At 37.6% G+C, this 23,248-nt stretch carries 17 protein-coding genes; 11 read left to right on the top strand and 6 right to left on the bottom strand.

Annotated features, from left to right (window positions below):
* Nucleotides 1–247: 247 nt before the first annotated feature.
* Nucleotides 248–475 carry a hypothetical protein gene (locus tag ABJ974_RS03360; RefSeq protein ID WP_419869976.1) on the top strand — a complete coding sequence of 76 codons (228 nt, stop codon included), beginning with the start codon at nucleotides 248–250 and terminating at the stop codon, nucleotides 473–475.
* Nucleotides 475–744 carry a hypothetical protein gene (locus ABJ974_RS03355; protein WP_419869975.1) on the top strand — a complete coding sequence of 90 codons (270 nt, stop codon included), beginning with the start codon at nucleotides 475–477 and terminating at the stop codon, nucleotides 742–744. Before ABJ974_RS03360 ends, ABJ974_RS03355 begins: the two co-directional genes overlap by 1 nt.
* Nucleotides 745–767: 23 nt before the next feature.
* On the opposite strand, the gene ABJ974_RS03350 is transcribed toward ABJ974_RS03355, so the two are convergent.
* Nucleotides 768–1,979: a type IX secretion system plug protein gene (locus tag ABJ974_RS03350; protein WP_419869974.1), complete on the bottom strand. Its 1,212-nt coding sequence runs from the start codon at nucleotides 1,977–1,979 to the stop codon at nucleotides 768–770.
* 65 nt (nucleotides 1,980–2,044) lie between these two features.
* On the opposite strand from ABJ974_RS03350, the gene ABJ974_RS03345 reads away from it, so the two are divergent.
* The 3 genes from ABJ974_RS03345 to ABJ974_RS03335 all read left to right on the top strand — a co-directional run bounded on the left by ABJ974_RS03345 (nucleotide 2,045) and on the right by ABJ974_RS03335 (nucleotide 7,341).
* Nucleotides 2,045–2,683 (top strand): MBL fold metallo-hydrolase, encoded by a 639-nt coding sequence (locus ABJ974_RS03345; RefSeq protein ID WP_419869973.1) that lies wholly within the window; start codon nucleotides 2,045–2,047, stop codon nucleotides 2,681–2,683.
* A 341-nt stretch (nucleotides 2,684–3,024) separates the two neighbouring features.
* Nucleotides 3,025–5,856, top strand: coding sequence for a SusC/RagA family TonB-linked outer membrane protein (locus ABJ974_RS03340; protein WP_419869972.1), 2,832 nt, complete (start codon nucleotides 3,025–3,027; stop codon nucleotides 5,854–5,856).
* Between the two features lie 12 nt (nucleotides 5,857–5,868).
* Nucleotides 5,869–7,341 (top strand): RagB/SusD family nutrient uptake outer membrane protein, encoded by a 1,473-nt coding sequence (locus tag ABJ974_RS03335; protein ID WP_419869971.1) that lies wholly within the window; start codon nucleotides 5,869–5,871, stop codon nucleotides 7,339–7,341.
* Nucleotides 7,342–7,486: 145 nt separating this feature from the next.
* On the opposite strand, the gene ABJ974_RS03330 is transcribed toward ABJ974_RS03335, so the two are convergent.
* The 3 genes from ABJ974_RS03330 to ABJ974_RS03320 are packed head-to-tail and all read right to left on the bottom strand — an operon-like array spanning nucleotide 7,487 to nucleotide 12,677.
* On the bottom strand, nucleotides 7,487–9,931 hold the full coding sequence (locus ABJ974_RS03330) for a TonB-dependent receptor (protein WP_419869970.1): 2,445 nt from the start codon (nucleotides 9,929–9,931) through the stop codon (nucleotides 7,487–7,489).
* Nucleotides 9,932–9,963: 32 nt separating this feature from the next.
* Nucleotides 9,964–11,451, bottom strand: coding sequence for a trehalase family glycosidase (locus tag ABJ974_RS03325; RefSeq protein ID WP_419869969.1), 1,488 nt, complete (start codon nucleotides 11,449–11,451; stop codon nucleotides 9,964–9,966).
* Complete coding sequence (locus ABJ974_RS03320; protein WP_419869968.1) at nucleotides 11,448–12,677, bottom strand: MFS transporter; 1,230 nt, start codon at nucleotides 12,675–12,677, stop codon at nucleotides 11,448–11,450. Before ABJ974_RS03320 ends, ABJ974_RS03325 begins: the two co-directional genes overlap by 4 nt.
* Before the next feature lie 122 nt (nucleotides 12,678–12,799).
* Here ABJ974_RS03320 and ABJ974_RS03315 point away from each other — a divergent pair, with 122 nt between their 5' ends.
* Entirely contained in the window at nucleotides 12,800–13,663 is an 864-nt protein-coding gene (locus tag ABJ974_RS03315; protein WP_419869967.1) for an AraC family transcriptional regulator, read from the top strand.
* A gap of 194 nt (nucleotides 13,664–13,857) precedes the next feature.
* Here ABJ974_RS03315 and ABJ974_RS03310 read toward each other — a convergent pair whose 3' ends face one another.
* Nucleotides 13,858–14,412: a thioredoxin family protein gene (locus tag ABJ974_RS03310; protein ID WP_419869966.1), complete on the bottom strand. Its 555-nt coding sequence runs from the start codon at nucleotides 14,410–14,412 to the stop codon at nucleotides 13,858–13,860.
* A 151-nt stretch (nucleotides 14,413–14,563) separates the two neighbouring features.
* On the opposite strand from ABJ974_RS03310, the gene ABJ974_RS03305 reads away from it, so the two are divergent.
* From ABJ974_RS03305 to ABJ974_RS03290, 4 genes are all read left to right on the top strand, one after another.
* Nucleotides 14,564–15,160 (top strand): TetR/AcrR family transcriptional regulator, encoded by a 597-nt coding sequence (locus ABJ974_RS03305; RefSeq protein ID WP_419869965.1) that lies wholly within the window; start codon nucleotides 14,564–14,566, stop codon nucleotides 15,158–15,160.
* Nucleotides 15,161–15,476: 316 nt separating this feature from the next.
* A complete protein-coding gene (locus tag ABJ974_RS03300) occupies nucleotides 15,477–16,637 on the top strand; it encodes an efflux RND transporter periplasmic adaptor subunit (protein WP_419869964.1) in 1,161 nt (386 codons plus the stop codon).
* 41 nt (nucleotides 16,638–16,678) lie between these two features.
* Complete coding sequence (locus ABJ974_RS03295; RefSeq protein WP_419869963.1) at nucleotides 16,679–19,858, top strand: efflux RND transporter permease subunit; 3,180 nt, start codon at nucleotides 16,679–16,681, stop codon at nucleotides 19,856–19,858.
* 20 nt (nucleotides 19,859–19,878) lie between these two features.
* On the top strand, nucleotides 19,879–21,291 hold the full coding sequence (locus ABJ974_RS03290; protein WP_419869962.1) for an efflux transporter outer membrane subunit: 1,413 nt from the start codon (nucleotides 19,879–19,881) through the stop codon (nucleotides 21,289–21,291).
* Nucleotides 21,292–21,375: 84 nt separating this feature from the next.
* Here the strand turns inward: ABJ974_RS03290 and miaA are convergent, their stop codons facing one another.
* On the bottom strand, nucleotides 21,376–22,293 hold the full coding sequence (gene miaA / locus ABJ974_RS03285; RefSeq protein ID WP_419869961.1) for a tRNA (adenosine(37)-N6)-dimethylallyltransferase MiaA: 918 nt from the start codon (nucleotides 22,291–22,293) through the stop codon (nucleotides 21,376–21,378).
* Between the two features lie 91 nt (nucleotides 22,294–22,384).
* On the opposite strand from miaA, the gene ABJ974_RS03280 reads away from it, so the two are divergent.
* On the top strand, nucleotides 22,385–23,242 hold the full coding sequence (locus tag ABJ974_RS03280) for a YicC/YloC family endoribonuclease (RefSeq protein ID WP_419869960.1): 858 nt from the start codon (nucleotides 22,385–22,387) through the stop codon (nucleotides 23,240–23,242).
* Nucleotides 23,243–23,248 lie beyond the last annotated feature (6 nt).

Genomic DNA, 23,248 nt, shown 5'->3' with positions numbered 1-23,248 from the left:
TACTCAATATAAATGACACTCATAAAAATGAGTGTCATTTTTTTTGGAATTACAAAAACATGTAAGTCAATTCTAATCTTACGCTTACAAAAATATAAAAATAAAACAATAACCCCATAAAAAATAGGGGTAAATTATAAAATAATATAAAAATAAACAACACACCCCTGTTAAAAATTAAAAATACTGATTTTATTTATAAATTTTTGTATAAATTTGTTTTATCAAAACCATTAAATTTTACATTATGAATACCACTGTTGAAATCTTACACCGTAAAATAGACAGCTTCCCCCCTGAATTATTAGAAGCTCTTAACAAAGTACTCAACCGGTATGAAGATCAGAATAAATCTTCTATACCCCAGTTTCAAATAGACGAGGTTCTTTACAGAATAGAATTCCATAAAGAAAACCCAACAACCAAACTTGATTTCTATGAGAACATTTCCGACTTAAAAAGACATTTTGCCTAATGAAAGTTTTTTTATCATCCATAGCCAAAAATGATATCCGGCTGCTTATGAGAGTATTTAATGCCGAAAAGGAAAACAAAGGAATTGATTTCCTGGAATCCCTTCATGAGTCCATCAGGGAAATCCAGCAATATCCCGACCTATCCCAAGCAGAATATCAGGAAGTTATGGTATACAAAGCAAAAGACTTTCCCGTACACATCCATTATCTTCTGGAAAATCAGGAAAGTCTTTTTATTACGGCAATATTTAAAGAATTACAACAATGAGTTCTTTAATATATGTTCTCAATTTATCTTACAGGGGTTCTGAATTCACCATACCCCATCAGCCCATCATAGCTCCTTCCAAAAGGGGCATAGTATAAAAATGCCTGATAAAGGTTCTCAGTCTGCCAGAAGTTCCCGTTGATTTCCCCAAAATTGAGGGAACCGTCACTCTCTTTAGTGGTAAGAATATAGTTATAGAATCCCTGCTTTAGGAAAATCTTGGCTATATACTGCTTAGTTTCTTCATTATACAGCATCTGATATTCTTTTTTCGCGGTAAAATCATTAAATCCCCCCAATACATAGATCTCTTTATCTATCGGATCAGAATCCAGTGCAAAATACACCCATGAGTAATCCCCTTCACGGGTAGCGTCTCTTTCTATTCCCATATCATTTCTTCTGTAATAAAAAGCTCCGTTTACATCCGGCTGATATTGATAATTCAATGGATAAGCCCATACCGCATGCAGATAAGTATGATTGACACCATCTTTAACTTCCGTTGCACGGACCATGTCGGCGGCCATATTCATATTTTTATTATCAAAATAATAAAATTCATTATTACCGGGAAAAGTCAGGTTCATCTGCTGAAAAAGAAGTTGATTTCCTAATGTGGCAGTAGGCTTCAGATTAAATATACTCATGTTCCTATTATTATTCTGAACCACATTTAAGCTCATTGAATTGACATTGGAGGAAAGGTCTCCGCCCAGCGAAGTGGCCTTCACCTCTACCCTCTGGTTTATATTAGGGTTTCGGGGATCTGTAATTCTGGAGACATTGACGGCAAGTGAAGCATTTTTTTCAACTACATAAAATCTTTTTTTAAACAAAGGCCTTTCCGCTGAATCTTTATAGACAATCAATTCGAAATTACCTGATATTTTAGGCTTCATCTTCTCATTCGGAAACGTTAAGGTATAATGAGTATAAGGCTGTAAAGTATTGAATGAATACTGAAACTGATCCAACAGACCGTTAAGGCTTCCCGTCGCATATTCGGTAAAGAAAAGATTATCCTCATTCCAGTTACGGTCATAATGTTTGATCGTATATCTATAAATTTCACTGGCATTGGAAAGGTCATCAAAATTCAAAACCAACGTTTCGTCAAAACCGATAACGGGCGTTTCATCATTGGTCTGAGGATTGAATAACTGAATGCTTTGAATGTTCTGTCCAAACATCAAGCTACTTAAAGAAATTAAAAGTAATCGTAAAGTTTTCATTATTACGAAGATAAAGAAAAATACTCAGTTTCTTAAGATTATTGTATTTTTGATAAAAAATTCCAATGCTTCAGATTCAAGCCTTTGTATTCAATTTCGCGAGTGAAAACACCTATATCCTTTACAATGAAAATAAAAATGCATGGTTAATTGATCCCGGAAATATGAATAATGAAGAAACCAAACTTATCAGTGATTTTATTACGGAAAAGGGTTTACATATTCAGAAAATTCTTCTTACCCATGCACACATTGACCATGTTTTAGGCTTACAGTGGGCTTTTGATCAGTTCAAGATACCGGTAACGATGCACCAGGATGATAAGGAAGTTCTCGACATGCTTCAAATGAGCGGCATGAGATTCGGATTACCCGTTAATCCCGTAAATGTAGATATCGAATACATTAAAGAAGGCGAAGAACTTGAACTGGATGGAGAAAAATTCAAAATCTATCATGTTCCGGGTCACTCGCCGGGAAGTATCGTTTATCATAATGAAGACCAAAAATTCATGATTTCCGGGGATGTCCTTTTTGAAGGCAGTATCGGAAGAACGGATCTTTATAAAGGAGATTATGATTTGCTTATCAACGGAATAAAGACCAAATTATTTATTCTGGATGATGAAACCCAGGTTTTTTCCGGACATGGAAACCCCACCAGCATCGGCTTTGAAAAACAATACAATCCTTTTTTAAAATAAATTTTCCTACTTCTTAAAAATAAAGCGAACCTGTTAAAAGTTCGCTATTTTTTTTGCATGTCCAAAATACTCATTTGAGTGGGTTGTTTTTACATTTTTTAACATTATTATTTAGAATGATTATAAATTAAAGACTAAACTATTAAAAAATTTATCATTAATAAATAATCATAAATATTTCCATACCCATTATAAAAATTAATATTTAATTATTTAAACAATAAGCAAATAAATAAACAAATTATTTGAAATAAAATCACAATTTTAGCCAAAATGTTAAAAAATTGCAAATAAAATTAATAATTAACACATTTGTCCACTTATTTTATAAAATATGTTATATGAGTGCGAAATTACATGTGTTAAGTATCGGAGTTTTGTTTTTTATGGGGCAGACTACTTTTGCACAATCAACAAAAAAAGATACTATTACTAAGGAAAAAACGATCGACGAGGTCGTTGTAACCGGTTATCAAAAAAAGAATAAAGATGAAGTTACTTCTGCAATAACTGTTGTTTCAGGAAAGTCTTTATCCAATTTTTCCTCTTCCACTATGGGAACCAATGCTTTACAAGGTAAGGCTTCCGGTGTGGATATATCTTCACTGAATGGGAAGCCCGGATCAGGGTCAGTTATCAGAGTAAGAGGTTTAGGAAATCTTACGGCTTCCGTGGGAGCTTCCAACCCTTTATTTGTAATTGACGGATTCATTGTTGGAAATGATCAGAGAGCTCAGGATGTTTTTAATTCCATCAATCCCAGCGATTATGAGAGTATCTCTGTTCTTAAAGATGCTGCAGCTGCTGCCATCTATGGCTCACAGGGAGCCAACGGGGTTATTATCCTAACCACAAAAAGTGGAAAAAGCGGAAAGCCCGTAATTACTTTTAGTTCTAAAACAGGATTTTCAGAAAAAATCAGGGATAAGAACTTCCGTATGATGAACACCGCTGAGAAAATTGACTATGAAACCAAAATGTACAATTTGGGAATCTCAGGGTATGAACCACGAACTGCTGAGGAAAACGCAGAAGATCTGGCACGGGACCATGACTGGCAAAAAGGTATCTTAAGAAAATCTTTTGTAGAATCTTATCTGATCGGAATAAGAGGTGGAGATAAAAAGTCGAAATATACCTTCTCGCTAGGTTATGATTCCGATAACGGTATTGTAAGAAATATCCATGCCTATAAAAGATATACGGGTAGAATAAAGTATGATGCCAATCCTACTGATAAATTAAGTATAGGAGTTTCTACAGGGGTGAATTACAGCATGAACCAGGAAATAAGGGACAGAAATAATGTGCAAAACCCTTTCGTGGATATATATGCCTACAATCCCTATGAGCCTGTTTATAATGCAGATGGAAGCTATAATCCAACTTCTTTAGGATTTCCAATACTGGATGCTCTTAAAAACAATCCTGAAAACAGTAACTCTCTTATTTTCGACGGGAATATATATGCACAGTACAAGATCATAGAAGGACTTACTTTCAAATCGCAGCTAGGCGGATATTTCAACAATATCAGAAATACTTACAAAATTTTGAGAGGTTCCTTCCTGGAGCAGTCATATAAAAACAACGGAAGAATTTCAGAAACTAGCCAGAACCGTTTCCGTTATACCAACTCCAATACTCTTAACTATAACAAGACTTTTGGTAACCATAGTTTTGACTTGCTTGGTTTAGTAGAATATACCGAATATAGAAATGACTATATTAGAGCTACAGGACAAAGCTTTTCATCCCCTACATTAAACGAGCTGGATAATGCTTCAACGCCTTTTGCTGTAGGAGGATATGATCAGAAATACAAAACCTTTTCTTATGGGGCCTTTTTAACCTATGATTATAACAAAAAATATATTTTAACAGCTTCTGTAAGACAGGATAAAGATTCCAGGTTCGGAAAAGAAAACATCACTTCAGAGCCTTTCTGGTCATTAAGCGGCGCATGGAATATCACCAACGAAGACTTCTTTAAAGATAATATTTTTTCTTTATTAAAGGTGAGAGCCTCCATAGGTACAAGAGGTTATAATAATATACCTCTAAACATCAACCGGGTATTAATGTCAGGTGGGATTAATGGTACTTATCCTACGATTAGCATCAACTCTACCTATGGAAATGACAACCTTAAATGGGAGGTTACCAAATCACAGAACTACGGTGCAGAATTCGGATTATTAAAAAACAGATTAAGGGGAACTATTGACTATTTTATCGATCAGAAAAAGGACTTCATCTTATCTGTTCCGGATTACAGCTCTGAAGGAGGCGCTTATGAAACCTACATTAATGCAGGAGACTTAAGAAACAAAGGACTGGAGCTTAGTTTATCAGCTGATATTATTAAATCTCATGATTTCACATGGAGTGTCCGTGCCAATACCAGTATAATGAGCTACAAGCTTCTTAAACTCAGAGAGGGTGAAAGTGAAAGAATTATGGGGATCAATATATTAAAAGAAGGATATGAACCATATTCTTTTTATTTAGTGAGAAGTGCAGGTATTAATCCTGATAACGGAAATGAAATATATTATACTAAAGATGGAGGAACTACGGAAATTTATAATTCCAATGATGCCGTTTTAATAGATAAAAAATCTCCGCTTCCTAAATTTTATGGAGGATTTGGAACCAGCTTAACGTATAAAGGATTTGATCTTCAGGCAGATTTCAGCTATAAATCAGGAAATTACACTTACAATTATATGGCCAAAGATATGTTGAATTATATCAATGGAAACAATAATAATATGAGAGCTGATGCGGTAAACTACTGGACCACCCCAGGCCAAACCGATGTTCTGCCAAGACCTGGCAATAATTCTAATGCTCCCGGTGGAGTTACAGGTTTGCAAACAACGGATAGATTCTTACAGAATGCATCTTATATCAGATTAAGAAACCTGAGCATCGGATATACTTTTGATAAAAAGATAATCGGAGAATCATTACCGGTTAATAAAATCAGACTGTCTTTATCCGGGCAAAACCTAATTACGTGGACAAAATTTGAGGGAGATCCTGAAGTATCCATAGGTTCAGGAGAAAGCCAAACCGGAGCCGGTCAGACATTTATTAGCGGAGCCTACTCCCGATACAGTTATCCTTCAGTAAAAACTTATTTATTGGGAATAGAAATAGAACTTTAAACTTAAACAATTATGAAAAAAATATTCAATCATATTTTCTTAGTATCTTCCCTGTCTTTCTTTTCACTTCAATGTAGCGATGAAAGCTTTGATATCCCACCTAACAGTCAGGACAGACCGGAAACCATTTTCAATAATGAAGCCAATTACCGTCTGGTATTGGATGGTGCTTATGATGCTTTTAAAAGTCCTATTTATTACAGTGGAGACACCGGGAACTCCATTATTTTAGGAGATGTACTTGCTGACAATCTTATTTTAAATCCGGACGGAAGATTCACCAATAAATCCGCCTACGAGTGGACTTATACTCCACAAACAGGAGCTGTTACCGCTTTATATTCTTCAGCTTATTTCGTAATTTCCCGAGCCAATGTAGTTTTAGATAACTTGAGCAAAGTTCCTTATACGGATTATATGAAAAATATTGAAGCGGAAGCAAAAGCCATAAGAGCTATTGCCCATTTCGACCTGGTAAGAGCGTATGCTGAAATCCCGACTCAAAGCAGTAACGCTTCATCATCTTTAGGAATCGCTTATGTAACTACATTTGATACGAATATAAAGCCGTCACGGGATGCTACGGTAGAAATTACTTACAATAAAATAATTAAAGACCTGGAAGAAGCCCTGGCTAATATTAATTCAGATAACGGAAGTATTGCCAGACTGAATAAAACATCTATTTTAGGATTTCTATCCAGAGTATATTTATACAAAGGAGATTACGAAAAGGCCATAGAGTACGGAGAACAATGTATTACTGCCAGTTCATCTGTAGGCACAAGAGATAATTTCGTGAATATATGGAGAGATGCTTCGCAAGATGGAGAACTTTTCATCATCCCTAATGCTAATGTGAGTGATGATGATGTAAGAGTGGGTGTAGCCTACAATCAAACCCTTTCAAACGGGATCCAGTCAGAATATAATGTAAATTACGATTTGTTTACTAAGCTGGGAAGTACTGACATTAGAAAAGAAGCTTATACTTTAACTTCCAACTTTGGTACCACTGCTTATAACCATGTCATCAAACACAGAACAAGAGCCAGCTCAACTTCACTAAATGTAGTGAATATCAAGCTTTTAAGAACAGCTGAAGTTTACCTGAATGTAGCTGAGGCTTATATGAAGTCTTCTTCTGCTAATCCTACCCGAGCTCTTGCACTGCTTAATATTCTGAGAGCCCAAAGATATTCATCGTACACAGCAGGTACGGAATCCGGTACAGATTTATTAAATGCCATCTATAATGAAAGAAGACTGGAACTCGCATTTGAAAATGACAGATTCTGGACTTTAAAAAGATTAGGACAATCTATTGTAAGATCCGATTACGGTTCAAAAGCCGACGGAACGGGTACAGATGCGCCTACCGGAGCTTTAAAAACGCTTCCTGCAGGTAACTTCAGATTTGTACTTCCTATTCCCCAGGATGCTATTAACCTTAATCCAAATATGGTACAAAACCCAGGTTATTAATAGATTTACAAGGCTGTTCCGTGACCAAGCAAACAGTCTTGTATTTCGAAATTAGTATGCCTGGTTATTAAATAATTAAGTACAGTTCTAAAAAAAGCTCATTGAGATAATTCAATGAGCTTTTCTGTTCTTTTAAAGTCAGTACCTAAAAATCTAAAGTTATAGATCCTCTGACAGCCGCTCCCATAATAGGCCTTGCCATTCTTATATTGGTCGTGGAATTGAGCTGAGATCTCGGATCTCCCTCCGTAATACCTATGGTATTGAAAATATTGGTTGCATCAATAGCAAAACGAATCTTTCCTAGCTGATATGAAGTTCCTGCCCCAAATTCACTGAAAGAAGGTAAAATATTATCATCCGTATTCGCTTCATTCTGGAAACGTTTCCCGTAATAATTATAGCTTACATAAGCCCTCCATTCTTTGGTGATATTAACAGCCGGTGAAATATTGAAATAAAACTTAGGAATTCTTCTTACCAGATTTCCGTCATAATCGAAAGTGGTTCCATCAGCATTTGTTCCTGTAAAGTTTTTATATTTCGGATTCTGAAGAGTACCGTTGAAACTTATTTCCAATAGATTATTGAATAATCTCGCATATCCTTCCAGTTCAACCCCGATATTGGTGGTATTGGCGAACTTATTTTCCGAAGTTCCATCAGAATATACATCAGAGAAAGAAAGATTATCAAGAGTAGAATAAAAAGGAATTACCGAAACATCAAAAGTACGGGTATAATATTTATATCCTAATTCCAATTGATTGGTCTGCACCGGTTTGATCTGGCTCAGGTCGGCAATATTGTTATAATAAGTCTCTTCATTCGGGGATCTGAATCCATGAGAAAAACGCGCATACACTGCATTCTGTCTGTTAATTTTATAATTAGCTGCCAGGGTATAAGACACTTTATCAATATCATAATTCCAATAGGTATACCTATTTCCTAAAACGCTCATATTATCATCGGCAGTAGTCGTTGCAAAACTATGGGTTCCATCCGTAGTTAATCCTGAATTATCCAGATTGGCAGTTGTTGTATTCACCGCATATCCTTTATAGTAATCACGGCTGTAACGCAGACCGGCATTAACGCTTAAGTCTTCCGTTATATTATAGTCAAAATTCAAGTAAAGGTCATTTAAACTACCTTGGATTTGAGAATCCCGCACCAAGAAAGACATATCCGTTACTCCATTATAAGTTTTGGAATATCCCACATCCGTAGCATTAAGAGAGGTATCTACCAAATTAAGCAGTTGTGGTCTGTCCGTAGCTGTCGTAAGGATATTACTCCAGTTCCAGTACTGATGGGATTTCCAGTTTGATTTATAAAATCCGGCAGTAACATTTCCTTTATCAAATTTATAATTGAACTGTAAATCATTGACAAAATTATCCATCTGCTTATCAATTGCCCAAAACCCTAATTTCTGTACATATTGAGGATTAACTATCTGTCCGCTTCCTACTAAGGAATATTGATAATTATCCCCTGTGATACCAGTGCTTCCCGCAAAATCGCTTGCTAACTGAGGTCCTCCGGAAGGGAAAATCCCTGTATAGCTCATATTAATATTAGTGTAACGGGTTTTATTGATAACACTGAAGTTATTTCCAAGGTCATATTTAAACTCTGCCCCCACCACATCTACTTTCGGATGAATTCCGTCCTCCAGGTTTCTGCTGAAGAATCCTCCTCCTGCCTGAGGAATATTCAGCTGGCTGATCGCCCGGTAGCTATATGTTCCATAATTGGCATCAAAACCGGGAAATTCTTTAAGGCTATTCCCATCCTGAACTAATGGTATAGGCAGGTAAAAAGTATTTCTATCATCAAGCTTCTTGTAATAAATTTTGGCATATCCTTTATCAAAAACATATTTCAGGTTCATTCTGATCTGTCCTCCTTTATTGGCCTTAAAACCTGTCTTTCGGATTCCGTCGTCTGTTCTGTAAAAACCTCCTACATTAAAGAATAATTTATCCTGAACCAAAGCACCTCCTACATTCAGGTCGGTCCGCATAAGACCGTACGTGCTTGTTTCAAGTTTTGCCGTTCCTTTAAAATCATTAGTCCCTTCTTTTGAAATGAAGTTAATAAGACCTCCCGGTGAATTGTTTGCATAAATAGACCCTGAACCTCCTCTCAAAGCTTCCAGCCTGTTTACCGTATTATCAACTCTGAAAAAATTATCTGCATTGGCAAACTGCAGCGCACCATCTTCAAAAACGGGCAGTCCATCTTCCTGCACCTGTACGAACTCATAAGCTCCTGCGGAAGGAATACCTCTTGCAAAAAGGTTATTACCTACTTCACCGCCTGAAGTTTCTACGGCAAACCCGGGAACTCTTTGTAGCAAAGCAGCTGCACTGATAGGGTTCTGCTTTTGAATTTCTTTAGCGTTAAAAGTGGAAATTGCCGTACTCGATTCTATTTTCTTTTTCGGGTTGGAGTTTCCGGTGATCACCACTTGGTCAATAGAAGCTGTTCTCGTAGAATCTTTTTCCACTTCCTGGCCATATGCATTATTAAAATAAAGGGTAGCCAGACCAGCCATCAAGAAGATCGATCTTTTTTTCATATCCATATAGTTTTAGTTTTAATTCTCTTTTTTTAAGATTTCTGTAGTTTCAGATATACTCCGTTGGTCCATCCAAAGCCGTCCTGATTGGGATATTCTCCTCCTCCGGCATTCGTTTCGGTATCCAGAGCATTATATTTTTCCATCAGCTTTCCTGTATTATGATAGACCCTTTCAATATTGGAGCACCAATTGGTTTTAATCGTATCAGCCAATTGTACAAAGCCGTATTTTTTTAAACCGTTATAACCCAGCCACTGATAAGGAGCCCATGCATTGGGAAGATCCCACTGCTGTCCGGATTGTTTGGTTGTAGTAACAAGACCTCCGGGATATAAAAATTCTTTTTCAATAATCTCTGACACGGCTCTCGCCTGCTCTTTACTGGCTATTCCCAGAAAAAGCGGGTATAAGGTGGCAATATGCCTGGATTTTGTCTGTGTCTGTTTCTGAAGGTGAAAATCCCGGTATATCCCGGTTCTTTCATCCCAGAAATAATGATCAATAGCTGATTTTCTCTGTTCTGCCTTTTGCTGATAGTATCTTTGTTTTTCAGAGTGTCCTTTTAATTCAGAAACATGGGCGAGCGTTTTTTCAAGATGCCATAACAGGGAGTTCAGGTCAACCTCAGCAATATGAAGGGTCTCTATTTTTTGAATAGTCTCACCATCGGCAAACCAACGGCTGGAGAAATCCCAACCCGATTCGCAGGCAGCTCTGATATTTCTGTAAAATTCTTCTCCATCTGAGTTTTCGTAGTCATGGATATCTATAAGATAGCTTTCAGGGCGAGGAATATTTTCAGAATCATAATATCGGTTGAGGATATCCCCTTCTTTAGTTTTTACTACCCTTTTTGTAGCAGAACCATTTTCCAAACCTTCTTCCCCATCCATCCAGAAATGATATTCTTTTTCCAGTGTATCATAATACCTGCTGAATATTTTTTCATCATTTGTAGTTTCAGCAAGCAGTTCAAGCATCAAAGAAAAATAAGGTGGTTGTGAACGGCTTAGAAAGTGCGTCCTGCTGGCATTCGGTACAAAACCGAAAGTCTGTATAAGATAAGAACAGTTTTCAACAATATTTTCCATCATTTGCACCCGACCCGAAACTTGCAATCCCAACATTACAAAATAGCTATCCCAATAAAAAAATTCATTGAAACGTCCTCCCGGAACGATATAAGGTTTTGGCAGCTTCAAAAGAGTCCCTTTTTCTTCTGAAGCTGTATGGGTAAGTTCATCCCAGAGCTTTTCAATATGCTCCTCTATAGGCAGCATATCTTTTCTCTGGATGCTAACTTCCTTTTTTATAAAATCAAAATGTGATAATACAAATGATTTTAAATCAAAACCTTCCTTGTGTTTTTCTTGGTCGTATTTACCGTTGATGACAGATGTTGAATACAGTGGTATCGCATCGGTCATCGTTTTTTGATCCTCAAAAATTTTAGCCCGTTGAACATCATCAAAAAGGGACTGAATATCACTCAGGTAAAACTGATTTTTCATTTTCATGGATTAGAATTTATTTTTAATCTGTTCATTATAATTGCTGACACAAATAGTAAGGTAAGAGGGATCAGTGATAAATAAAAAGCTCTCTGTCCACTGAATTCCTGAAATACAAAGCCTGTAATCATAGATCCTAATGTTCCTCCGATAGCCGAAAAAACCACGATAAGCCCTGACATGGCACTATGCAGATATTTAGGAATGGAGGCAAGGATTACAGAGTTAATACTCGGATAAATAGGGGCAAGCAACCCACCCATAAGCGGGAAAAGGTAAACCACCGCCGGAGCGTTCAGCCAGTTTGTATCTGAATTAATTTCCGTCTGATGCGTTAAAGGCAGGATCAGTAAAATACTGATTGCAAAGCCTATAATACAAAAGGTGACCACATAGATCCAACTCAATTTTTTGGAGAAAAATCCTGATAAAAATCTTCCCAGGGCAAATGCTCCTGCAAGGATTGCACCTGCCTGAATACTCATCGAAGTAGGTACTTTTAATATTTCTTTATAAAATGTGGGTGTCCATGTCTGAAAACTTTGCTCTACCAATACGAAAAGGAAAGCACAAACTAAGAAAAAGAGAACTTTCTTGTAGCTGAACAGGCTGAGACTATTTTTAAGGTCGCTCAATACATTTGTATTTTCATTTTTCACCCCACTTTCATCAAGTCTGGAAAAGAAAAGGAATATAAATGACAGTAAAGACATTCCTCCCAGCACCCAATATACATTAAGCCATGTAGTGGACTGTGCATCATGATCATTGATAAACAGGCTGAAAAGCACATTTCCTGCTAATACTCCAATCATAAAGAAGCCTTCAAGGAAACCCATAAAACTGGCATGTTCCTTATCAGTATCAGTTACCAGGCCTATGGAAGTAAAAACAGAAATCTTAATTAATCCGAAAGCAATTCCCACTACTGCAAAAAGCAATTTAAAAAACCAGAAGGCATTTGAAAAAGGCATCACGAAACACATTATACTTACCATCAATAATCCGATAAGCATTGAGTTCTTAATTCCCAATCTTGGCAGAAAGGATGCCAGAACAAAAGAACAGATTGCAATGGGAAGATCTTTAAAACCTTCCAGAACACTTGCTGCCGACTTTGTAATTCCAAAGTTCTGCTGAACCTGTAGAATCACTGTCCCTACGGAATTCAGAAGAATGGCAAAAACAAAATAATTTAAAAACAAGACTGCTTTTATATTGAAATTTTTCATTACAATAATTCTTGCCGGCTAAGATAGGTGCATTCAACTTAACCTTAATTTAACGTAGTAAATCAATATTTGAACTATATTAATATAATTAGTATTTTAGTAACATAAAATAGATTAATTGAATGAAAGTTAGTTTTGAAAGAGTGATTCCCGATGATAAAAGTTCTTTTCGCTCTTTGCATATGACAGCTCCCATTTCGGAATTTAACTGGGCGTATCATTATCATCCGGAGATTGAGCTGGTATGTATCGTTGCCGGAAGTGGGACGAGACATGTGGGTTATCATAAAAGTAATTATACCAACGGTGATCTCGTACTTATTGGTTCCAATATTCCCCATTCCGGATTTGGGTTAAATTCTACTGATCCTCATGAAGAAATCGTTCTTCAGTTTAAGGAAGAAATTTTTCAGTTTCCTGCTGAAGAAGTGGAAGCCCGCTCTATTAAAAATCTTCTGGAACTTTCAAAATATGGGATATTATATGGAAGCTCTACTAAAAAATTAATTCTTCCCAAGCTTAAAAAGTTGATGGAAAATGAAGGCTATAAAAGATATCTGCTATTGTTGGAGATTTTATTTGAGCTTTCAACCTGTGAAGATTATACCTTGTTGAATAATGAAATCATGCCTTATACTATTATTTCCAAAAATAAAGCAAGACTGGAAAATATTTTCACCTATGTGGAAAACAATTATGATAAAGAGATTCCTATTGAAGAGGTAGCAAAACTGGCCAACCTTACCTTACCTGCGTTTTGTAATTTTTTTAAAAAAGCTACGCAGATCACCTTCACTGAATTTGTTAACCGGTACCGGATTAATAAAGCCTGCCTTTTAATGGCGCAGAACAAGAGTATTTCAGAATGCAGCTATAGCTGTGGTTTTAATAATGTGACCTATTTCAACAGAATGTTTAAAAAATATACGGATAAAACTCCTTCGGAATTTATTAAAGATTATTCCCACAACGAGGTGAATATTTAAAATACCTGAATAAAAATATCACAACTTTAAAATAGGTTTTGGCTAAAGCCTAAGGAATTTATTTTTAATGGAACGGGCTAAAGCCCGCCCCTATTGATAAATCGTCACATCCCAATCAGCCATTTAAATTATTAGGAATTTAAAAAAGCCATCCAAGAATTGAACAGCTTTATTTTTATTTTAGAATAATCTCATTATTTCCATTTAATATTACATCCCATACTGGGTCTTTGGATTTCTTCCTGAGGTTCTCCTGATAAAAGATTTTCAAAAGCTATAATCAAATCTTCACCCGTAACATCCTTTCCGTTCCCTGGTCTTGAATCATCCATCTGGCCTCTGTAAATAAGATCCAGCTTTTCATCGAAAAAATAAAAATCGGGAGTACACGCAGCGTCATAGGCTTTTGCCACAGCCTGGCTTTCATCATATAAATAAGGAAAATCAAACCTTCTTTCGATTTGAAATTCAATCATTTTTTCAGGAGAATCTGCCGGATACTTTTCAATATCATTGGCATTAATAGCGATGAATTCTATCCCTTTTTCATTGTAATCTTCATAGAGCTCATTAATCTTATCAATCACATGAAGAACAAACGGACAATGATTGCACATAAAAATAACGAGTGTTCCTTTTTCTCCTTTTAATTCTTCCAGGGATTGTATTTCATTTGTTTTTGAAGGGTTAGGAAGCTCAAAAAACGGAGCTTTGGTACCCAATGCCAACATATTTGATGGAGTATTCATATCCTTTACATTTCTTTAAGCAAAGATAAAATTTCTTTTAAGACTGCGCAATTGAGGTTATAAACTTCATGAAATGTTAAATTTTTAAAATAATATTTGGAAGATATCAATAAAACTCCGTAGCTTTGCTAACACTGTTAGTAAAAATATCATGGGCCTACATGAACGTCGACAAAGAGAAAAAGAATCTATCCGTGCAAATATCTTGCAGGCGGCTTTTGGTTTGGCGCAAACAGAAGGCTGGGGAGCTTTATCCATCAGGAAAATAGCAGATGCCATTGAGTACAGCGCTCCTGTGGTTTATGATTATTTTGAAAATAAGGAAGCTATTTTATTTGAAATTTCTTTGAATGGTTTTAAGTTGCTACACAAGGAACTGGTAAAGGCAAAGAAGAAATATGATACTCCTGAAGAGCAGCTTACTGCTATTGTAGACACCTACTGGAATTTTGCTTTTCAAAACAAAGAATATTACCAGCTGATGTTTGGGCTGGGGATGCAATGCAGTGGTAAAGGACAGATGAAAGAGGAAATCTCTTCATTCCAGGATATGATCTATGAATGTACTTATGAGATCATTAAGAAGAACGGATCTGCTCCGGAAAATGCCTGCCACATGTCCCATGCACTTTTTTCTGCGGTTCACGGATTGATTTCTATCATGATGATGCGTAGATCTGACATCCCGGAAACCATGAATAAAACAACCCTTGATGAAACTGTTGCCGGATTTATTAAATCTTTATAAATTTTTTTTGAACTAAACATTAACACTGTTAGGAAAAATAACATTGAATATCAGTTACTTAATCATCAGTAAAATAAACTAAAAATCAAAACAAAATGGAAACTATTTTCTTTTAAACCAGCATATCCTTACTTGTAACAGCGTTAGGAAATCTAACGTAAAATAAATTCTTTTAATTCTCATTAATTTTCATCATGTAAACGTTTAATAATAATCTTCAAAATGCAGAACTTTACTGCTCATTAAATTAACACTGTTAAATAAAATATCACCGTTAATAACACTCTAAAAATTTTAAACTTAAAAATTGGATTATATGAAACTACTAGGATCAACGAAGATTATTGTACTTTTTGCAAGTATAATTCTTCTGCAAAACTGCACCAAAGCAGCAGAAAGTTCTAATCAGGCTCCGCCTGCCCCCGAACTTCCCGTATATACCGTGACCTCATCTCCTGCTACTATCTATCAGGAATTTCCTACCGCCTTGGAGGGCAAGAACAATGTAGAAATAAGATCTCAGGTAGATGGTTACCTGGACAAAATATATGTAGAAGAAGGTTCTTTTGTAAGAGCCGGGCAACCTCTATTTAAAATAGATTCGAGGTCTTACGGGGAACAGGTGAATATGGCTTCCGCCAATGTACAGGCTGCCCAAGCCAATATTCAGAAAGCAAAAGTGGAAGTAGACCGCTTAGAACCTTTAGTAGCAGCAAAAGTGGTTTCCGAAGTACAGCTGAAAACCGCTAAAGCCAATTATGCGGCTGCAGTAGCTGCGGCTGCACAGGCGAAGGCATCCTTAGGAAACGCCAGAATCAATGTCGGATTTACGACCATTGTTGCACCAGTAAGCGGATATATTGGAAGAATCCCTTATAAAAAAGGTAGTCTTATCTCCAGGACAGACCCTAATCCTTTAACCCTTCTTTCGGACATCAGCGAGATTTATGCCTACTTTTCTTTAAGTGAATTGGATTTCATTGCCTTTCAGAATAAATATTCGGGAGCAAGCCTGGAAGAAAAATTAAAGAATATGCCTATGGTAGAGCTTGTAATTGCTGACAACAGCATCTATCCGGAAAAAGGAAGAATGAGCATCGTGGACGGACAGTTTGATAAAAGCACAGGAGCTATCAGCGTAAGAGCAGTCTTCCCAAATACACAGGGAGCATTGAGAACCGGAAATACAGGAAGAATACGTATGCCACAACTTTTCTCCAATGCGGTTATTATTCCACAGGAATCGACCTTTGAAATTCAGGATAAGACCTATGTGTATGTTCTTGGAAAAGATGGAAAAGTAAGCAGCAAACCTGTTGGTATTTCAGGGAAAACAGAGAATTATTATTTCATTTCCGAAGGATTGTCCAAAGGAGATAAAATAGTATACACAGGATTAGGAAGTCTGAAAGAAGGTGCTGCCATCCATCCAAAACCAATCTCTTCCGATAGCCTGTTCAGAGCCAAACCTTTGTAACTCCTGTCTGAAATACGGAGGACTTAAAAAAATCAACTATTATGTTAAAACAATTTATAGAAAGACCGGTACTCTCTACCGTGATCTCCATCATACTTTTATTATTGGGGGTTTTGTCCCTCTTTAATCTTCCTATTACTCTGTTTCCGGACATTGCGCCACCAAGTGTCCAGGTTACTGCATTCTACCCGGGAGCCAATGCCGAAGTTGTTGCCCGTTCGGTAGCTACTCCTATTGAAGAGGCAGTAAACGGAGTGGAAAATATGACCTATATGACATCCAACTCCAGTAATGATGGGACGATGACCCTGAATGTTTTTTTCAAACAGGGTTCAGATCCGGACAATGCTGCTGTAAATGTTCAGAACAGGGTTTCTAAAGCGATGAGCCAGCTTCCCCAGGAGGTAACCCAGGCGGGAATTTCCACACAGAAAGTACAGAACAGCTTTATTATGTTTATGGGATTATACAGTGAAGATCCCAAGCAATATGATGAACTTTTTCTTCAGAATTATATGAAGATCAATATCATTCCTCAGCTGCAGCGTATTCCGGGAGTTGCCCAGGCCCAGGTTTTCGGAACACGGGATTACTCTATGCGTATCTGGCTGAAGCCGGACAGGCTTGCTGCCAATAACCTTTCTCCACAGGAAGTAATGAATGCCATTAAAAATCAGAACCTTGAAGCAGCACCGGGACGTCTAGGACAGGGAAGCAAAGAAACCTATGAATACATTCTGAAGTATAAAGGAAAGCTGAATAAAAATGAAGATTATGAAAATATTGCCATAAAAGCGAATACCGACGGATCATTTTTAAGGCTTAAAGATGTAGCCCGTGTAGAATTCGGCTCCTATACATATACCGCTGCCAACCGTGTAGATGGTAAACCTGTATCAGGATTTGCAATTCTTCAGACTTCCGATTCCAATGCGAATGAGATCCTGACGGAAATCGAAAAACAGGTAGATGAATTTTCAAAGACCTTACCTAAAGGAATTAAACCTATCATCATGTATAATTCCAAAGATTTCCTTGACGCTTCTATTCATCAGGTTGTGGAAACACTGGTTATTGCCTTCATTCTGGTATTTATTGTAGTTTATATATTCCTTCAGGATTTCAGGTCTACCCTGATACCTGCCATTGCTGTTCCTGTAGCTATTATCGGGACCTTTTTCTTCCTGCAGCTATTCGGATTCAGTATTAATATGTTAACTCTTTTTGCCCTGGTGCTGGCTATTGGAATTGTGGTAGATGATGCGATTGTGGTAGTGGAAGCCGTCCATTCCAAAATGGAACATACGGGAATGCCGGTAGAGCAGGCCACCATCAATTCGATGAGTGAAATATCCGGAGCTATTATTTCCATAACATTAGTAATGTGTGCGGTTTTTATTCCCGTAGGATTTATGCAGGGACCTGCAGGAGTATTTTACAGACAGTTTGCTTTCACTCTGGCTATAGCGATTCTTATTTCCGCTGTTAATGCCTTAACACTGAGTCCTGCTTTATGTGCTATCTTCCTTAATGATCCTCAGAGCGAAGAGGGAGAACACAGCCAGCAGAAAGGATTTAAAGCTAAGTTTTTTAATGCTTTTAATGCAGCCTTTAATACCATCACACGAAAATACATTTACAGTGTCAAGTTTTTAATTAAAAATAAATGGCTGGCCATAGGAGGTTTGGTTATTATAACTGCTGCGAGTATATTCCTTATTAAAAAAGCTCCTTCAGGATTTATTCCTACCGAAGATCAGGGGTTTGTATTGTATGCCGTTAATACTCCACCGGGAAGCTCGCTGGAAAGAACTCACAATGCAACAGAGCAGATTGATAAGATCGTAAAAGGAGAAAAAGCGACTAACCATTTATGGGTAGCGGATGGACTTAACTTTATCAGTAATGCCAATGCTTCCCCCTACTCTGCCGGATTTATAAAATTAAAAGATTACAAGGACAGAGGTGACCTAAAAGACCCCGATGAAATTGCTGCTGCATTAACCGGAAAAGTAGGAGCTGTAAAAGATGCCAGTGCATTTTTCTTTAACTTTCCTACTGTACAGGGATTCGGGAATGTAAGCGGTTTTGAATTCATGCTTCAGGATAAGACCAATGGTTCTTTTGAACAGTTGGGCCAAACTACCCAGGCTTTTATTGGTGAACTGATGAAAAGAAAAGAAATTGCCTTTGCATTCACCACTTTCGCAGCAGGAAATCCTCAATACACAATTGAAGTGGATGCTGATAAAGCCAATCAATTAGGAGTTTCTGTGTCGGATCTTATGCAGACCATGCAGATCTATTTCGGAAGTAGCTTCGTTTCGGACTTTAACCGCTTCGGAAAATATTACAGAGTCATGGCGCAGGCCGATATTCCTTACCGTACGGATATTAATTCCCTGGAAGGGATTTACGTAAAAAATAATCAGGGTGAAATGGTTCCGACCAAAACATTGGTTACCCTGAAAAGAAGTTTCGGTCCTGAAACGGTAACGAGAAACAATCTATTCAATGCCGTAACGATCAACGGAACCCCTAAGCCGGGGTACAGTACCGGTGATGCTATTAAAGCTGTAGAAGAAGTAGCCCAACAGTCATTACCCCGCGGATATGGCTATGAATGGACAGGTATTACCCGTGAAGAAATTAAAACCGGAGGACAAACGGCCTTCATATTCCTGCTGAGTATCTTATTCGTATACTTTTTACTCGCAGCCCAGTATGAAAGCTATATTCTTCCTTTTGCTATCATTCTGACCATTCCTACAGGAATATTCGGGGTGTTCGCCTTCACAGGGCTGGCAGGAATTGACAATAACATCTACGTTCAGGTAGGACTTATCATGCTGGTAGGGCTCCTCGCTAAGAATGCCATTCTTATTGTTGAATTTGCCGTACAGAGAAGAAAGGCGGGTAAAACTCTTATAGAGTCTGCTCTTCAGGCTTCAAGGCTTCGTCTGAGACCGATCTTAATGACCTCGTTTGCTTTCATTATCGGGATGCTTCCATTGGTATGGACACAGGGGGCTTCCGCAAAAGGAAATCATTCGATCGGAATCAGTACCGTAGGAGGAATGCTTACCGGTGTAGTATTCGGAATTTTTATCATTCCGGTGATGTATATCATTTTTCAGTATCTGCATGAAAAAATGCCGAGCAGAAAAAAGAAAAAACTTCAAAAACAAATTTATGAACAACAGGCTTTACCTCTTCATTAAAGCCCTTAAAAAAATTAACAATGAAAAGAGTAAAAAACTTTTTAATCACAATAGCAATCGCACTGGCCTCAGTTTCCTGTGTCTCAAAGCTTGCCTACACAGAGCCTGACGTACCGCTTCCCGAACAATTCCGGGCCACGGCTACCGCAGATACAGCCAGTATTGCGAATTTGGAATGGAAACAATTTTTCAGGGATCCCGTATTACAAGGACTCATTGAAAAAGGGATCACTAAAAATTATGATTTACAGATTGCCCTGCAACAAGTCGCAGCATCACAGGCAAAGCTGAACCAGGCAAGGTATTTACAATATCCTGATATCGGCATAGGTGTTTCGGGACAGATTTCAAGGCCCTCCAAAAATAGTATGAACGGCCAAAGTCTCAACTTATTTTTAGGCCAGAACCATGTAGAAGATTATAATGCAGCCTTCAATCTTTCCTGGGAAGCGGATATCTGGGGGAAAATTAAAAATCAAAAAGAGGTTTCCAGAATACAGTACCTGCAAACTTATGAAGCATCAAAAGCTATCCAGACTCAGGTCATTGCTGCAATTGCACAGGGCTATTATAATTTATTAATGCTGGACAAGCAATTGGAAATCGCCCGATACAACCTGGAACTCAGCAATAACACTCTTACGATCACACAAAAAATGTGGGAAAGCGGAGATACCACTTCTTTGGGCGTTCAGCAGGCGACAGCACAGAAACAGTCTACGGAACTTTTGATTTCCCAACTGGAACAGAATATAGCCATCCAGGAAAATGCATTAAGTATTCTCACCGGAGAAATGCCGGGGACCATTAACCGTAGGATAGAAATGTCTGACACTTCCCTGCCTCAGGATATCTCCGCCGGACTTCCCGCTGCAATGGTAAGCCGCCGGCCTGATGTAAGACAACAGGAACTCATATTGTTGGAATCGAATGCTATGGTAGGTATTGCCCAAGCCAATATGTACCCTTCCCTGAAAATCACTGCTAACGGGGGTGTAAATTCTTTCAGGTTTGATAATTGGTTCCAGATTCCGGCTTCTTTATTCGGATCTGCCTTAGGAGGAATCACTCAACCGATCTTTCAAAAACGACAATTAAAAACGGATTTGGAGGTTGCTAAAATCCAGCGGGAGAAAAATGTACTGGCCTTTCGGCAGTCTGTTTTAAATGCAGTGGGTGAAGTTTCGGATGCCCTGGTTTCGAATGAAAATTTAAAAATTCAGGAGCAGAAGGCGGAGGAGCAGTCACGGACATTAAAAGAAGGAATTAAAAGCGCCCAGATGCTCTATAAAGGAGGAATGGCCAATTACCTGGAAGTGATAACAGCACAGGGAAATTCTCTTCAGGCTGAGCTTAATCTTGCTTCGGTTAAAAGGCAGCGGCTGAGCAGTATTGTAGATTTATACAGGGCGCTCGGCGGAGGATGGAAGTAGTAAATTAAATTATATTGTTGAAGTGCGGTTCTTATGGGACCGCATTTTTTGTATTGGGAGCTTAAGGAGATTTAAGCATAAAAGCTATTTACTTTTTATCTCTTTATCAATCCATTGAATAAGATCCTGAAAGTCCTGATCAGAATAACCTAGTTGTAGATAATGAATATCATCCGCTTTTCTATACCAGGTCAACTGACGTTTGGCATATCTCCGGCTGTTTTTTTTGATTTCTTCGATCGCAAAACCGAGATCCCATTCCCCATCTAAATATTTAAATAACTCCGCATATCCAACGGTTTTTAAGGCTATCAGATCACGGTATTCCGTAAGTCCTTTCACTTCTTCCATCAAACCATTTTCCATCATGAGCTCTACCCGCTTATTGATGCGGGCATACAATTCTTCTCTCGGAGCTTCGATTCCGACACGGATCACGTTAAAGTTTCTTGAAGCTTGTGAATCTGAAATCAACTCAGAATATTTTTTCCCTGTCTGCCACATCACATCAATAGCTCTCAGCAACCTTCGGGGATTCTGAATATCTACCACATCATAGTATTCAGTATCAAGTTTTTTCAGGATTTCCTGTAATTTTTCAATTCCTCCGGAATTCAGGATTTCTTCCAGCTTTTTCTGATTTCCGATATGGGCTTCGGGCAGATCATTAAGTCCTTCTATTACGGCCTTTTCATACATCATACTTCCCCCTACCATAATTGCCACCTCATACTGCTTAAAAAGCTCTTCCAGTTTTTCCAGAGCATCAAGTTCATACTGGCCGATAGAATAATAGTCTGTGACAGAAAGATTTCCTATAAAATGATGAGGTGCTTCTTTTAATTCCTCTTCTGAGGGGGAAGCCGTACCAATTTTCATTTCCTTAAAAAACTGCCGGGAATCACAGGAAACGATTTCCGTACTGAAATGTTTCGCCAAATCAATTGCCAATCTCGTTTTTCCAATTCCGGTGGGGCCTACAACAGAAATTAAATTTTTCATCCGTTCACATTCATTTTATCGGTCAAATGGAATCTTTACAGATTTCACATTGCTAATTTAAATGTTTATCTTTGTACAACAATAAAAAACTATGATTTTATCAATGACCGGCTTCGGTAGAGCCGAAGGTGTTTTTGAAGGTAAAAAGATATGCGTAGATATTAAATCGCTCAACAGCAAAAGCTTCGATTTGAATATCAAAATCCCCCTGCGCTACAAAGAAAAAGAATTTGAAATCAGAAAGATTCTTAATGACAGGATTATCCGCGGAAAAGTAGATTGCTATATCACGCTGGAAAACCTGGAAGAAACCAATGACGTAAAAATCAATAAAAACCTCATCGATTCTTATATGCAGGAACTTCGGACCATTGCTTCCGACGGACCGGATTTTGAGTATCTGAAAATGGCGGTAAGATTTCCTGATGCCATTGCTTCACGTCCTGACGATCTTACCGAAGAAGAGTGGGAAGCCCTGGCAGCCATCGTTAACAATGCTGTAGACAGATTTGAAGAGTTCAGAAAAACTGAGGGAGGAATACTGCATACGGAACTTGAAAAGAACATTCAGAATATCGATCAGTATTTATCAGAGGTTATTCCTTTCGAAGAAGAGAGATTGGTGAGTGTAAAAGAACGTTATCAAAAGTCTTTAAAAGAATTTGAAAATGTAGACGAAACCCGTTTTTATCAGGAGATGGCTTATTTCACGGAAAAGCTGGATATTTCTGAGGAAAAAGTAAGATTAACCCAGCACCTTAAATACTACCTTGAAGTCATGAATAATGAGGATTTCAATGGTAAAAAACTAGGCTTCATATCTCAGGAAATCGGAAGAGAAATCAATACTTTAGGATCAAAAGCAAATCATGCCGACATTCAGAAATTAGTCGTTATGATGAAAGATGATCTTGAAAAAATCAAAGAACAAACCCTAAACGTTTTATAAACTTAT

Origin of the sequence: Chryseobacterium sp. CT-SW4, assembly GCF_048572715.1 — a bacterium.
GTDB lineage: Bacteria > Bacteroidota > Bacteroidia > Flavobacteriales > Weeksellaceae > Chryseobacterium.
This window is presented reverse-complemented; position numbering and strand designations above follow the sequence as displayed.